Genomic DNA, 14,706 nt, shown 5'->3' with positions numbered 1-14,706 from the left:
CGAGCGCTACCCCTATTCAGATCCAGGAAAAAATGAATTTAACTACATTCGCAACCCGGTAAAAGTCGTGATTGACGCCTACAATGGCTCTGTTAATTTTTACGTTAGCAATCCTTCCGACCCGATCGTTAAGAGTTGGATGGCTATCTTTCCCGGACTCTTCAAACCCCTAGAAAGAATGCCTCCGGCACTCCGCAAACACATCAGATATCCCGTAGATTTGTTGAGCATTCAATCGGAACGGTTGTTAACTTATCACATGGAAGATCCGCAGGTATTTTACAATCGAGAGGATTTGTGGCGCGTTCCTAATGAGATTTATGGTGGCAAACAGCAGCCCGTAGAACCGTATTATTTGATTACAAAACTGCCGACGGAAACATCAGAAGAGTTTATTTTGCTATTGCCATTTACGCCAGTCAGTCGTAATAATTTAATTGCTTGGATTGCAGGGCGATCGGATGACGATGATTATGGTAAGTTGCTGTTGTATCAATTCCCCAAACAGCGATTAGTTTACGGCCCGGAACAGATAGAAGCTTTAATCAACCAAGATCCGGTAATTTCTGAACAAATTTCTCTGTGGAACCGGCAGGGTTCAAAGGCAATTCAAGGCAATTTATTAGTGATTCCGATCGAACAATCTTTGCTGTACGTAGAACCTTTTTATTTGGAGGCTGAACGCAATAGTTTGCCAACTTTAATTAGAGTGATTGTTGCCTACGAAAATCGAATTGTGATGGCAGAAAATCTCGACAAGGCACTGAAGGCACTTTTCCAGCCAAAATCTACTAATAAACCCGCAATTGTGAGGCCAGTAGAAGGCGCATCTCCAGCGTTGAATTGACAGATGATATGTGTATGGAAATGGCATTCTCATTCATCGAACAACAATTACAATCAAACGGCATTACCAACTTAATTCTGATTTCTAACCGCGACTTGCACCGCTTCCCGATTCATGCTTTATTTAGCAGTGAATTTGTGATCACCTATTTGCCTAGCGCTCAATTTTTGCTGAATTTGAAACATCTTTATTAAAATTGCTTGACAGAATTCCGGGCTCGAAATAAACCACAGATGGCTCTGAGGGCGCTGAGAGAAGAGAAGGGGAGAAAGTTATTTAGAGTTGATAACTCTGAGGATTACTGTTAGTTAGCAGGCTTGACATCTTCCCACCAAAGCTGGACATAAGGCCAGAATACTTTATCATCATCTAGCTTGACGGTCACTTCATAGCGATCGATCTGAGTGAGTTCGCCTGTTTTACCATTGAATTGCAATTGTTTGGGATCGTCAGTGTGAATTTCTACCTTGTGATTCAACAGCGGTAGCATTTGCTTTGAAGAACCATGAAACGGATTTTTGCCTCTGAGCACATAGCCACCAATGAAAGATATGTACATTAAAGTCAGGAAAAATACTGTACACAAACTCACAATCAACAGTATTTTTGATTGCGAAAAATTGGTATAAATACTCGTAACTCCTACTATCATTGTTCCAAAAAATAACAGACTAGGCAGCAATAGTCCACCTCCCAGAAACTCGCTACAAAAAAGCATCAGGGGTATCTGAAAACCAAATAATGCAGCTACCCAAACCCACCCAGTCAGCAAGGATTCAGATAGTAGCCAATTCATTGCTACCGTCAGACCGATCGCAATTACTATAGCCCAAATCGGTGCTGCATAATCGTACTGCCTAAAGGGAAGAACCACAAAAAAGAATGCAGCATAAACAAAACCCGCCAAAGCTAAGACAAATCCACTAATTATTTCGTTCCAGTTAAGCATTGTTAAATTCGGCGCAAATAGTGAAATCTTAATTAATATTATGTCCGATCGAGCAATAGTCCGGATATTTTGCGATCGCGAACGGTATAATAAGGGTTCCAGCTTCCTCAGAGGCTGAAATCTTAACGGTAGAATGCCAGTTTTAGCAACCACCCCAAAAAATTGTCCGGATTATTGCTCGAACAACCGCTATAAAATAGGTTTGTAGTGAGGACTTCAGTCCGCATCAAAAATCAGAGGACTGAAGTCCTCACTACAAACCTTATAAATGATAAAAATATACGCATTAGAAATGTTCTAACCCTTAACGTTCACGTGCTCACTAATTATAAACCCAGCCGGCGGTACAGTCAGCGAAATACATTTTATTTTTCTGTCCTCAACATAAACTTTACTATTAATTTGCGTGTTGTCTGTCTAGTAAATGCACTTGAAACTGTCCCCAACTTTGTGTAAACTGTAGTCGATACTGTAATAAATGCAAGGAATATCCAAAGTCGTCGCATCCAGATCTAAAGCGTTTAATATTACCTTTTCACCGTTTTTACTAGCACAAAAATGCGCTTTGTGGTTGCCTTTTTCTACCGTCGTGGTCGTCAAACATCGTGACCACTTTATTCTTAAACCAAACGTGAGATTCTTTTTGCAGCAGCAGAAAGTTGCGGAACAAAGAAAAATAAACGCTGCGATCGCGATATCCTTTTACCATGTAGGCAAAGGCATCGAGGATTTCGCTAATTCCTAAAGTCGCATTCAAACCAGCCACTTCTAATGTAGAAAATGCTTGTTTGTGCCCTCCGGTAATCTCGCCAATCGAGTAAAATTTTTCCTTACCAATTAAGTGAGCAAATTCGTGAATAATTTCTGCAAATAACCGAATTTTACCCAAATGCACGTGCTTGACTTTATCAACTTGAAATCCATCGATATCTGTATAAGCCATCCAAAAATTGTAAGCTTCGCACAGATTTAGTAGCGCCTCAGAAGGCTGGTAAAAATCTGTGCTTCCTTCACCTGTATGGATATCTTTGAGAACGAAAAAATTTCCTTCGACATACTCAGGGTAATTATCCCAATTGCTAATATAACCTTTTTTGTTATAACTAGATGAATCTTAAAATTCGGCTGGCAAAATTGTTCCGTCTGGGAAAGCTTCGGGATAGTTTTCCCGCTGGTGACGACTTTTCCCCGATCGTCCTCATAACCGTTTTTTGTGCCGTCTGAAAAGCGATCGAGCATTAAAAAATATAGCACTTGGTCTTCCCAAGCCACAGGAGAAGGAAAAAATTTGCGATCGCGCAAAGATGTAAAATCTAATTCCGCTAATGCTTTCTCGCTTATTTTGATGTGTTCTCAATCTGTGAATAGTTACCAATTAACCGGGCTGGCAATTACAGATTAAGGCTATCACAGACTTTTGCTACTTGCTGTCGATGGTGATAGTCCTTATTGAAGCTAGAAAGCGGAATTTTCAGACCGATATATCATTTAGGGTCGATCGACTTGACAAATTGTTGCACAGGCTGCGGTAGAGCCGGTACAAAAGTCTTTCTAAAACCCCGAGCATCCAACACTCGCCACAAAATACCCACCGCTACCGTCAAGAAAAATAACGCTCCCAAAAAATTGAACGCACCAGACAGAAAACCGCCATCCCTTTTTTTCGGAGGCGTAATGTGTTTGATCCGATATACAGCCGGCTCGTAATCTTTCCGTTCCTCGCGACTGGGCACCGGCTTTTTGGCATTGGTGCGCGAACTCTTACGGGGGCTCCCACTCAAACCCGTTTGATTAGTTTTAGTAGAACTACTGGGCGAGTCCAAATCAGAATCGCCACGCATCGTGAACTTGCTAACAGATGTCCCGGTTTTGCCAACACCAGCATTCTGTATTCTACTGTTAGAGCGCTGAGTTGATTGGCGATCGGCTAAAGTTCGCATCAAACTTTGCAATTGCTGAGTCGCAGCCGGCGGGCGTTCCGCTTTCCTCGCCCAATTTAACAGCATCGCCGCAGTAATGCCGCAAAGATTCGCAGCCCCCACAGAAGCTATCCGCTTCAGCAGAGGCTGACTGTTGGACACAAACACCACCAGTGCGTCGGGATGTTCCTGAGCCAAACCGTAAACGCACTGAGCTGTAGCTACTACTAGCATTGCTTGTGCGCTTTGATTTTTCATCGAGGGTTCTAGGCCCCGATGCGTTTCTTGAGCATCAGTCACAATCCAGCCACTATCTGCAAAAAAGCGCATAAACTCTCTGGCCACTTGCTCTTGAGCTTTTTCTACCGCTTTCCCTGTCAGATAATCTATTTCGTCATACACTACTTCCGGGAGATAGCAACTTCCCACCTTGGCATATTCTTGCCAAACTTGGGTTCTGCCAGCCATCAAAACATCCGCATCAAAAGTTACCAATACAGGAGGAAGTTGATTAGCCATAACTTTAGCCTAGATGCTCATATCCGTGATTTTTACTTGCTAAATTAAGTTTAAACAAATTCCGAGCTTTTCTATTGGGTTAATTCATAAATATCTGGGGTGCGCCCAAGCGCACCCAGCCCACCAATGGTCAGATGATTAGTTGCCAATTCCTAAACGCCCAGCTAAAGCGGGAGTCAAGGGCAAAAGTACAGAAATCATTAAGAACAAAGCCAACAAACCCAAAGCTGCGCGAGCGTCGTCAGGTTCAGTCAGCTCGTTGAGGCTCGGCCGCTCCAGATTCCGCTGTAAAATCAGAATCACGATCGCCCAATACAAAGCCAAAGGATTAACTAAAGAAGCGATCGCCAGCACCACAAACGTCGCCAAAGTAGCACGACTAGCAATTTTCCGGCCGTAGATTGCTTGCACAATTCTACCTCCGTCCAACTGTCCCGCAGGCATCAAATTAATCGCCGTGATTACCAAGCCCAACCAACCAATAACTACCAGCGGGTGAACGTCAACAATCTGTTGCTGCAACGCCGCACCCAAAACCACTTTTGCCAAAGTTCCCACCAAAACCGAGCCCTTGAAATACTCTGCGGGAATTTGAAACAAACTGCCGGGGTGAGAAAGCAGCAAACCCGTTACCAGCATGAGCAGAGAAATTATTCCCCCAGCGGCTGACCCAGCAAAAGCGATGTCAAACAAAACTTTACGGTTGGGAAGCATCGACTCAAAACGCTCGATCGCCCCAAAAGAACCTATCTGAAAAGTTGGTATAAAAAACGGCCAACTCAAGCCAACCTTGTACTTATTTGCTAGAACTCGGCGAGCAATTTCGCCTGAGCCTAAAACCGCCCAAATTCCCGCCGCCATTGGCAGAACTTCTGGATATCTACCAGGCGAGTTAAAGAAATCGAAACTCAGCAACAAACCTGCTGTTTCCAAACTGGTAGCAATTGTTGCTAACAAAAGTACGACTGCGAGGATTTTTTGAGATAGGGTAGTTGGCTGCGGGTCATTTGTGCTGGGCAAGATAATAACTACCGGCTTATCGTCCTGATTTTCTACTAAAAACAGGCGGTAGCGATCGTTCAATCTTTCTTGCAAACTTGCCGTCAAACGCGAGTGTACTTGTTCTGGGTCTCCCCGGAGATTGCCTTTCAAGATTACCCCATCTTGATAGGGAATCGTTTCTATAGCAAAGAAAGTATCGATGCCAAAGATGCCTTGAATTGCCTTGAGGTCTTCAACTGGAACGGGAATTATTTCTAATTCATTAGTTGCAGGCGATGTGACGATCTTAATAATTTCTTTTGCTGGTACCGGTTGTTTGTTTGCAGGGGAGTTTCCATCGCTTTGGGACTCGATCTGGGCCGGATCGGGGCGCGAGTCGATCGCTGCATCGGCTGCTGCCTTGCGTAATTGCCTGCCCAGATAAATGTACAATCCCGTGGATGTCACCAGCAGCAACAATACCGCCACTAGATTTAGGTAAATCCCGGCACCGAACAAACCAAAGAACAGCAGCCACGGACTCATCAGCACCACTGACTGCAACCAAGCTAACATTCCCAGTTTGCCAAAAGGTCTGGCCCGATAAAATCCCCAACCCAGAATTCCCACAGCAACCAATACCAGTGCAATTGTGGCGGTATTTTCCGATGCAACGATCGGCATTTCGGTTGCTTGCGCCAATACCGGCCGTAACTGGTCGATCGCGCTGCGGTCGAGTAATAGCATTAAATTTTGGGGTATATGAAATAAAATTGCTCTTAACATATCCAAACCTGTCCAAAAATAGCCCGATCACTAAGGATAACTCTTGAGGGCTACTCGGCCCACAATCGGCTGCTGATGTTTTAACTTATGGGCTATTGACACAATAGGCTTTTCATGATAACACATCGGGTGTGTCAAACATATACCCAGATAGCTATAAGTGTCGATCGCCAAAAATGAGAGTTAACCGCGTATCTACCGACAGGATGGCTCGATCGCACCTGACCCAGGGCCGGCAGTGTTGTGCATTTGCCTTGCACAACAAATGCACAACAAATAATATTTGAGCCACTCCCTACTCTTTGGTAAATAACGGCTCAAAGTATTATTCTGTATAGGTTTGTGTGACGGGTACGGCAGGACTTGAACCTGCGGCTCGCTGCTTAGAAGGCAGCTACTCTATCCAACTGAGTTACGCACCCAACTCAAAAAATCGTTAACAGTATCATTGTATCGGTGGAGTGTGCGATCGAGCAAGTAAATATTTTTTGATCGATCGAGAAACTGGTTCGAGCCAGAAAAATAGGTTGTGGAGGGCCGCAAGTTCCGGTAGTTGACAGTTCACAGTTGACAGCGGACAGGGGAGAGTTACAGAGTACGGACATCAAACCGTTTATGTGTCACGCGGTCTCGGCTCTATTCATGAGCTTATTTATGTCCGCGCCCGAGGCGGGGATTGCTATATTTAGAGATTGAGCTGAAACCAGTCGTCAACCCAAATATTTTGTCGATCGGATATCTCCAGAAATTAAGTCGGCCCTCAGACGGTTTGACACTCCCCGCCCTAAAAGGACAGAGATTCTTGGTTCAACGAGCCAACTTGCTTGTGCAGGATTTCTCCAACCAAAGTAGAGGTTGATTCTCCCAAAGCGTTGCTTGCGTGCTTCGCAAAGGTTCCGACGTGCCCCGCCGTACCCAATCCCCGACTCAGGATATTTCTAGCTGCGTTGAAATCTCTATCGAGCACACACCCACATTTACAAACGTGCGTTCTAGTAGATAGTGTTTTCTTCACAATCGTACCGCAGCTAGAGCATTCTTGGCTGGTATATTGCGGGTTTACCGCTACCGTCACTCTGTCAAATACTTTGCCGAAGTATTCGAGCCAGATGCGAAACTGATACCAAGATGCGTCGTTAATAGACTTAGCCAGACAGTGATTTTTCGCCATATTTTTAATCTTCAAATCTACGCACAGCTATTAAGTCGTTTGACCCAACTACGTACGCCAGCTAAGTTTGATTGCATGGTCTTTACGCTGCCTACTTATTTTAAGGTGGCGTTTGCCGAGAATCTGTCTGGCTTTGCCTCGGTTTTTTGAACCTTTTACTTTTCTAGAAACCCTTCTTTGGGAACGCTTGAGAACTTTTTCACCAATTCTTAGGAATCTCGGATTTTCCACCGTTACTCCGTTGGAATCAGTGTAATATTCCTTCAGTCCTACATCTAACCCGATTGTGTTTCCCGAAGGTTTTGTATTCTCTTTTCGGTCAACATCAATAGAGAATTGGACGCAAACGCCATCTGCACGCTTTATCTATCTCACCCGTTTGATTTGAGCTATTTGATAAAAGTGTAAATCACGTGTTCCTTTTAACTTCAGTCGTCCGATTCCTTTTTTGTCAATAAAAGAGATTGACTTTCTATCTGATGCTAGCTTCCAGCCAGTTGATTTGTACTCAACCGAACGACAATCTTTCTGAAACTGTGGATATCCTTTTTTACCAGGAATACCCTTTTTACAGTTTTCGTAAAATCTGGAGATAGCAGACCAGGCTCTTTCGGCGCTAGCCTGTCTGGCTTGGGAATTGAGTTCCTCGGCAAAGGAAAATTCGCGAGCGAGTACCGCGCAGTATTTGTTCAAGTCGTACTTGTTAACTTTTGGGTTGTCCATCCAATAACGCAAACAGCTATTGCGGACAAACTGTGCTGTACGAATTGCTTCAAAAACTGCTGCAAACTGACTGGATTTTCCGTAAGCTTTGAACTCAAAAACTAGCATTGCTTTACCTCCTACCTTATGCTAACTCGTCGAGCACAAAACTTTTTGGCGTCGCAGCAAAAGTTTACAATGAAAGCCGTCCTATAAGGACGGGGTTTTAGACCCAGTTTTTTGATAACCGGGTTGCGCCGAGGGGGATGCTCCACGAGAATCTAGGGCTGCCAGTAGGAGCCGACTCCAGCAGGTAGAGAGAGCAAGCAGACCCTCTGGAATTACTTGTAGTTAAATCGTGAAACGTGAGATAAATTGAGCCAAGTTTTGTATAGCAGTTGAGCCACAGTGACTAATTTTATGATATTTAGTTATATTTCCTAATACTGTGCTCCACTTGATCTTTGAGAAAAATGTGGTAGAACTAGGATTGAAAGACTCAGGTGAAAATCCCTGATGGTTGGGGAGCATATATCAGCTTCCTCTACGGCATCAAAGCAACACAGTCAATCGCCCGATCGGCACGAGCTCAAAAATCAAGCGTTGCCAGTACAGCAGTCGTAAGTTGTGCGCGGGGGAATTTCCTTCGTGCATTAGTTCATATGCCATGGTTGAGAGACAATCTCAGCTTAGATATTTGTTAGCATTTGTTAGCAAAAAAGTATTGGAACGCTTGAGGAGGGGAATCCTGCTAATTTAAGTGAACTCGTTGAATCAAGCATCTCCGAGCCTAAAAGCCTGGAGATCTTCAAAAGCACAGCACCTCGGCCATGACAGGAGTCAAATCGCAGTGTCATGTTTATTCTGAAACGGCAGGATGTTGAAATATCCAATTTTCAACACCCAAAACGGGATCAACAAATTCCCATTCTCAATTATCAGGGGCAGACTTTTCGTCTCATTAGCGCCTTCAACGGCAAGCAAGCAGAAGACGCCAGAGCCTTGTGGCGGGATTTAACCGACAACCGAGGCAAAGCCTGTGTTCTGCTAGAAGAGCCGGATAGATACAGCGTCTGGGGAAAAGTCCGTCTAGATCAGCTTGCCGGTGAAGAACCGGCCGGTACAGAATCCGCTAAAGCACCGCTATTCGCGCAGGGTTGTCTGCTACTCCTCCAAGCTGTTTACTTTGACGTAGAAGACCTCTTAGGCGCAAGGCAAGCCACATCGTTTCAGAAAGATATCACCAAGGTATTTCAGCAAGGAAACTTCCCCCAGGCAGACTCCGCTGATGCGATCAAAAATTGGCTGACCGTTAGTCCCTTGCAAAATCATAAGGTGCCCCCTTGGCAAGAGCAACATCTCAAAACCTTATTGCAAGAACTTCACCGTTTGGGCAAATCATATTTTGGCAATACCGACTTCGCTGAGGGAGTGAACGATGTGCTGCAAGATATGCCAGCACAGGATCGCACTCAGTTTCTCGATTGGCTGAAACAATCAGCCCTCAACAAGTTGTGGATCGCAGGATAGAAAATCTTTGACAATTGCTCTGACAATTGGGCGCAGATAATCGAGCTGAGATAATTGCACTGTCGGGGGCAAGGGAGATACAGGTTGGATTGCCAACTTGTATCGATCGACATAATTGTTAAATCAGTTAAGAGGCCAGCTACAGTCTGGCAATTTAACTAAAATTCGATCGCAGTTCCCACCCACAATCATCGATATGAGTGGGGGAGTGTGAAAGCCCAAAACAGAGAAAGCAACATTTGAGGATATAATTTCCGAGTTTAATAGGCTACGGTAAAAGCCTTAATGGTGAAGGCGCAGACCGTATTTCTATCATCTGTTCCCGGGCAAAACATCGACTAAAAACTAATTCTTTTAATTAGTAAATAGATAGTATTTTTGCTTAGTCTTCCGAGAGTGTACGAGGGCAAAAATCCCGACAACACGCTGAGGAAGGCAGTTTTTCCGGGAGCGTCAGATCGAGGTTTTTAGGCGAAAGAATCCTCATCTACAATCAAAGATTGAGATGGGGGTGCGTTCAACCGCTAGTTAGGTATCGTGAAATCCCTATGAGTAGCACTTCAGAAAAGTCATCTACATCTACATCTTTACTATCAGCTCAGACCCTCGTGATTGTGGGCATTGTCTGGGCTGTCATGGCGCTGCTGTTCTTTTTGCTGTTCAGCGTCCCTCTTTCACAAGAAGATGGTTTACCGCCTTGGTACTCGATCGGCACTTATATTTTTGAATGTGGGGCATACCTAGGAGCGGCTTTAGTCTGTTTGAGAAACTGGAAAAGCCCCCACATGGCAAGCGGGCGCAACGTCTGGCTGGGAATAGGTTTGGGGATGCTATTCTATTTTATCGCCGGCGTGCTGTTCGGGATTTGGGAACTCTATTTCGATCTAGACCCAGATGTGTCCCCAGCAGATGCGTTTTATCTGGGCAGCTATGTGGTACTGATCGGAGGCATGGTTCTAGCTGTGACTTCCAAGCGACTGAATCTAGAATTTTGGCAATGGGGTTTGTTAGCGGCAATAGCAGCCTTTGGGATTGCTGTAGCTGTCTGGGTTGCTGCGCCGGACTCTTGGAGACAACAGCTAGGAATGGCTCCGGCAGCTCCCCAGGAAGTAGTGACAGGCTCTGCACCTGACTCAACGGCTGCCAAAGGAAAAGCCCCTGCTTTGGACAATTCGGCCCAGTCAAAGGCAAAAGGAACGGCAGCAGCGGCTGCTAAATCGGCACCGGAAGAAGAATCAGCAGAAGTAGCTAAAGCTCCCGAATGGGTGACCGCACTTGACAAGCAACTATCACCTTACGCCTATGCAATCAATTTGTTTTACATCGTCGGGGACGTTTTTCTGCTGATTATTGCTACTGCGCTGCTGCTGGCGTTTTGGGGAGGACGTTTTTCCCAGTCTTGGAGAATGATTGCGGCTGCAACTTTTTCGCTTTACATCGCAGATATGTACTTCAAATGGCGCGATACTCAGGCTGAGGGTAGTTATCAAAGCGGGAGTTTGCTGGAAGTATTTTTTGTTTTCAGTGGCATCCTGTTCGGAATAGGAGCTGTATTGGAACATGACATCTCCACCCGTTCTCGTCAAAGCAGGCGGACTCGTCGCAGCGCGTAGCGATTTGAGATTGGGGTTGCTTCGGCAAGGGAGGGGAACGTGAAAGCTTTTTTGCCCTTCCCTGCATCTGTCAACTTCAAATCGAAAATTAAAAATCATAGTTTGCCGATCGCACTTCCTACGTCTTTTCACGTCTTTTTGGTGGAAAACTTGGCATGACGCCCACAAAACTCTCCGATTCAGACAAACGGGAACTCCTCAGGCTGTACCGACAGTCGGACGAGAATACTATCACTCTGGCCAAGCGCTACGGAGTGAGTAGTTCGACTGTAAGGCGCATCCTTCAGGGGGCTTTGTCTGAGTTAGAATACGCATTTCTAGTCCAGCAAAAACAAAAGCGTTCGTCCGATCGTAGCAACAGCAGCGTTTCTCAACTAACAGAAACGGCTGCTGAATCACCGGCTAAGAACTCCATCGCCCCTGGAGATACTCCCCTGTCTGAGTCAGTCCCCGTCGCACAGTCAGCCCCAAATTTGAGGCCGAGGATCCGAAACCGTTCTGTATCAGACACCCAACCCGTAGCAGAAATCGAAATTCCAGGAACTTTACAGTCTGATTTCGAGGTTTCTGATTTACCAGATGCCCCAGCAGGCAATCTTGCCGAACCCAGCCACCGTGCTGTTGTGACTGGGGAACTACAGGCAATGCTTGGTGGTGAAGATTTTAGCGATTTCGACGAAGACGAGGATGAGGATGAGGAGGATTTAGATGACGACTTCGACGAAGATTTAGAGGATGAAGATTCTCTGTTTGAAGGGAGTCTGCTGGGTGCAATATCCGGGGAGTCGAGCGAACTTCGGGCTATAGGCCCGATTCGAGTTTTGCCTTTAAGCGAAGCATCTGTACCCAAAATTTGCTATTTAGTAGTCGATCGGGCGGCAGAGTTAATTACTAGGCCTCTGAAAGCATTTGGCGAGCTCGGTCAAATTCCAGCGGCCGAAATTCGCGAGAAAACCCTACCAGTTTTTGACAATCACCGAGTGGCGCGCCGATTTTCTACTCGCAATCAAAGAGTTTTCAAGATTCCAGACGGCAGGCTGTTGCAAAAAGCTGCGCCTTACTTGCTAGCCAAGGGAATTACTCGGCTGCTGATTGAAGGTCAGGTTTATTCGATCTAAGGTTTGAAAAATTAACTTAATATTCTGCGGTGTCCGAGTCTTCTGGATTTGCTTGAAATCTGGGACGCGAGTCTTGGGAATCTGAAAGGTTCCACAGCGGTTGTAGCAGTGCACCGCCTATCAGTCCCGCACTAATGCTCATTGCCAATACTAATCCTACAGGAATCTGTATGGATTTAAACAAGATAAAGCTTAAAGCTACTGGCGCGGCGTTCTGGACTGAGATTATGCCGATCGCACTTGCTAAAATTGCTACTAAAAAACTTATGGCGAGCAGAGGAATTGTTTTCATAAACTGGCTGACAACCTAACACTTTAACTAATATTACTGCTTAAAAATTTAAATGTCTCAACTCAAAATATGATTTAGATAAACATCCCATTGTTAAATAATATACAACCAAATCGGAGCAAAGTCAAGTAGGTACGGGAGAATAATATCTTTTGTTATATCGAACATAAAAGATTTTTTTTTGCAATCCCTTAATCTTTACAATTCCAATTGTATTGTAAGTATGTAATTGGCTGTCACCTCAAGTAAATCGAATGATATTAATGTTACCTTAATGTTGGCAATTTAACTGACAAATGTACCCGCTCGACCTGAAGCAATCTGTACATAGCCTTTCTCAAAAAAGTGAGGTATGCCCGCGAGTCCCGCGCAAGCCAATGCCCAATGCCCAATGCCCTGTTTGCCCTGTTTGCCCAATTCCCAATGCCCAATTCCCAATGCCCAATTCCCAATGCCCTATGCCCAATGCCCTATGCCCAATGCCCATGAGTACCTCATCTTTCGGACAAAGGCTATATATCACTCTTAAAAAATGGACTATTTCACATCATTGATCGGACAAAATCGAGCAGTAGAATTGCTAACCCAAGCAGTCGAGCGCAACCGAATAGCTCCCGGTTATCTATTTGTCGGATCCAACGGCACCGGCAAAAGCTTAGCAGCACAGTGTTTCATCGAGCTTTTATTCTCAGTAAATCTTCCCGAAACGCGATCGAGAGAATCCGTGCAAAATCGCATTCGACAGCGAAATCATCCAGACTTGCTCTGGGTAGAACCAACCTACATGAACCAAGGCAAACGGCTTTCGACAAAAGAAGCAGAGGAAGCAGGATTAAAGCGAAAAGCACCGCCCCAAATTCGCCTAGAACAAATTCGCGAAATCGGGGAATTTTTGAGCAGGCCACCACTAGAAGCTGGGCGTTCAGTCGTAGTCTTGGAACAAGCAGAAACAATGGGTGAAGGAGCCGCCAACGGCTTGTTGAAAACCTTGGAAGAACCGGGAAAAGCAGCGCTAATTTTAATTGCTCCGACTGTGGAAGCTTTGTTACCAACTTTGATTTCCCGCTGTCAAAAAATCCAGTTTTCGCGGCTGAATCCCGAAGCAATGGGACAAGTTTTGCAGCAAGGGGGATTTGCCGAGATTTTATCCCATCCCGAGGTAATCGGGATGGCGCAGGGAAGTCCTGGAGAAGCAATTGGTATTTGGCAGCAACTGCAATCAATACCCGAAGATTTGCTGCAAAAAGTTAAGCAATTGCCTCAAAATTTGCGGTCAGCTTTGGAATTGGCTAAGGAAATTGATAAAACTTTAGATACTGAATCTCAGTTGTGGTTAATTGATTATTTACAGCATTGTTACTGGCAGCAATTTTTGGCAGGCCGAATTAGTCGATCGCCCTTAGAACCCTTAGAAAAAGCCCGCCAATATTTGCTAAACTACGTACAGCCGCGATTAGTCTGGGAATGCACACTAATGGGAATCTGTCAACCATAATAAGAGTGCCAATTGTTACTCCAATAGCATGAGTAAGCAATCTACCTAATTAAATATAAAAACCTGGATAAAAATCTTGCTGTATAAGTCTTGTGGCTTCATGACGTTAAATAACTAAAGCCTTCTTCCTTGTTCAAATTCTATTCTTCCTTCTTCCTTGTATCAACTGTCAACTGTCAACTGTCAACTGTCAACTCTTCCTTCTTCTTAAAACAATGGAAAAAGCCACATTTGCCGCCGGTTGTTTCTGGGGAGTCGAACACAAGTTTCGCACCGTTGCGGGTGTCATCTCGACTGCGGCGGGCTACACAGGAGGTCACTGGCCCAATCCCTGCTACCTCGACGTTTGCGCCCGAGTCACCGGTCACGCTGAAGCAGTGCTCTTGGAGTACGATCGATCGCAAATCAGTTACGAAACACTCCTAGATATATTCTGGAACTGCCACGACCCAACCCAAATCAATCGCCAAGGCCCTGACAGAGGCGAACAATACAGGTCTGTAATTTTTTATCATAATTCCGAACAAGAAAAAGCCGCCCGCGCATCCAAACAAAAATTGCAAATTTCCGGTAAATACGACAAAGATATTGCCACCGAAATCAAACCCGCTGGTGAATTTTATATGGCCGAGGATTAGCACCAGCAGTATATTGAGAAGCATTGGTGACAAGTTAAGAAAAAGTGCAAATTGTCAAGGGGGTACACGAAAAAAGGTAAAATAGAATGAAACCTTGACCAGGCAAGCATTTGAGCAAGTTATGACCAGCAAAAAACGCATCAACC

At 44.9% G+C, this 14,706-nt stretch carries 15 protein-coding genes, 1 tRNA gene and 1 pseudogene; 8 read left to right on the top strand and 9 right to left on the bottom strand.

Translation table 11 applies throughout. From position 1 onward, the window contains the following. The coding region (locus QZ918_RS31305) for a UPF0182 family protein (RefSeq protein ID WP_293342555.1) at window positions 1–847 on the top strand (847 nt) is incomplete at its 5' end. A 20-nt stretch (window positions 848–867) separates the two neighbouring features. Continuing rightward, window positions 868–1,041: a hypothetical protein gene (locus QZ918_RS31300; RefSeq protein ID WP_293156026.1), complete on the top strand. Its 174-nt coding sequence runs from the start codon at window positions 868–870 to the stop codon at window positions 1,039–1,041. A 110-nt stretch (window positions 1,042–1,151) separates the two neighbouring features. Here the strand turns inward: QZ918_RS31300 and QZ918_RS31295 are convergent, their stop codons facing one another. The 7 genes and pseudogenes from QZ918_RS31295 to QZ918_RS31265 form a co-directional block, all read right to left on the bottom strand. After that, the gene (locus tag QZ918_RS31295; RefSeq protein ID WP_293342552.1) at window positions 1,152–1,949 is read right to left on the bottom strand and encodes a hypothetical protein; all 798 of its coding nucleotides are present in this window, start codon (window positions 1,947–1,949) and stop codon (window positions 1,152–1,154) included. Between the two features lie 394 nt (window positions 1,950–2,343). Further along, window positions 2,344–2,739 carry an alpha-amylase family protein gene (locus tag QZ918_RS31290; RefSeq protein WP_293156032.1) on the bottom strand — a complete coding sequence of 132 codons (396 nt, stop codon included), beginning with the start codon at window positions 2,737–2,739 and terminating at the stop codon, window positions 2,344–2,346. 26 nt (window positions 2,740–2,765) lie between these two features. Beyond that, window positions 2,766–3,050, bottom strand: a complete 285-nt coding sequence (locus tag QZ918_RS31285) for a hypothetical protein (protein ID WP_293342549.1) — start codon at window positions 3,048–3,050, stop codon at window positions 2,766–2,768. 230 nt (window positions 3,051–3,280) lie between these two features. Then, window positions 3,281–4,234, bottom strand: a complete 954-nt coding sequence (locus QZ918_RS31280) for a PIN domain-containing protein (protein ID WP_293156038.1) — start codon at window positions 4,232–4,234, stop codon at window positions 3,281–3,283. Between the two features lie 138 nt (window positions 4,235–4,372). Further along, window positions 4,373–6,001 carry a site-2 protease family protein gene (locus QZ918_RS31275; RefSeq protein ID WP_527250463.1) on the bottom strand — a complete coding sequence of 543 codons (1,629 nt, stop codon included), beginning with the start codon at window positions 5,999–6,001 and terminating at the stop codon, window positions 4,373–4,375. Between the two features lie 348 nt (window positions 6,002–6,349). After that, window positions 6,350–6,423 (bottom strand) — tRNA-Arg (locus QZ918_RS31270). A gap of 362 nt (window positions 6,424–6,785) precedes the next feature. Next, window positions 6,786–8,003, bottom strand: a pseudogene (locus tag QZ918_RS31265) (transposase). A gap of 374 nt (window positions 8,004–8,377) precedes the next feature. Here QZ918_RS31265 and QZ918_RS31260 point away from each other — a divergent pair. The 4 genes from QZ918_RS31260 (at window position 8,378) to QZ918_RS31245 (ending at window position 12,135) form a co-directional block, all read left to right on the top strand. After that, a complete protein-coding gene (locus QZ918_RS31260) occupies window positions 8,378–8,578 on the top strand; it encodes a hypothetical protein (RefSeq protein WP_293342546.1) in 201 nt (66 codons plus the stop codon). A gap of 151 nt (window positions 8,579–8,729) precedes the next feature. After that, the gene (locus QZ918_RS31255) at window positions 8,730–9,404 is read left to right on the top strand and encodes an Npun_F0813 family protein (protein WP_293342543.1); all 675 of its coding nucleotides are present in this window, start codon (window positions 8,730–8,732) and stop codon (window positions 9,402–9,404) included. A gap of 548 nt (window positions 9,405–9,952) precedes the next feature. Beyond that, window positions 9,953–11,017, top strand: a complete 1,065-nt coding sequence (locus QZ918_RS31250) for a hypothetical protein (protein ID WP_293342540.1) — start codon at window positions 9,953–9,955, stop codon at window positions 11,015–11,017. 155 nt (window positions 11,018–11,172) lie between these two features. Next, entirely contained in the window at window positions 11,173–12,135 is a 963-nt protein-coding gene (locus QZ918_RS31245) for a helix-turn-helix domain-containing protein (protein WP_293342538.1), read from the top strand. A gap of 16 nt (window positions 12,136–12,151) precedes the next feature. Here the strand turns inward: QZ918_RS31245 and QZ918_RS31240 are convergent, their stop codons facing one another. Beyond that, the gene (locus tag QZ918_RS31240) at window positions 12,152–12,427 is read right to left on the bottom strand and encodes a LapA family protein (RefSeq protein WP_293342535.1); all 276 of its coding nucleotides are present in this window, start codon (window positions 12,425–12,427) and stop codon (window positions 12,152–12,154) included. Between the two features lie 337 nt (window positions 12,428–12,764). Beyond that, window positions 12,765–12,914: a hypothetical protein gene (locus QZ918_RS31235; RefSeq protein ID WP_293342532.1), complete on the bottom strand. Its 150-nt coding sequence runs from the start codon at window positions 12,912–12,914 to the stop codon at window positions 12,765–12,767. Between the two features lie 45 nt (window positions 12,915–12,959). Between QZ918_RS31235 and QZ918_RS31230 the strand changes: the two genes are divergently transcribed. Both QZ918_RS31230 and msrA read left to right on the top strand, forming a co-directional pair. Continuing rightward, a complete protein-coding gene (locus QZ918_RS31230) occupies window positions 12,960–13,922 on the top strand; it encodes a DNA polymerase III subunit delta' (protein ID WP_293342529.1) in 963 nt (320 codons plus the stop codon). Between the two features lie 215 nt (window positions 13,923–14,137). Beyond that, entirely contained in the window at window positions 14,138–14,560 is a 423-nt protein-coding gene (gene msrA, locus QZ918_RS31225; protein ID WP_293342527.1) for a peptide-methionine (S)-S-oxide reductase MsrA, read from the top strand. Window positions 14,561–14,706 lie beyond the last annotated feature (146 nt).

Source organism: Microcoleus sp. CAWBG58 (assembly GCF_020883045.1).
Lineage (GTDB): Bacteria > Cyanobacteriota > Cyanobacteriia > Cyanobacteriales > Microcoleaceae > Microcoleus.
This window is presented reverse-complemented; position numbering and strand designations above follow the sequence as displayed.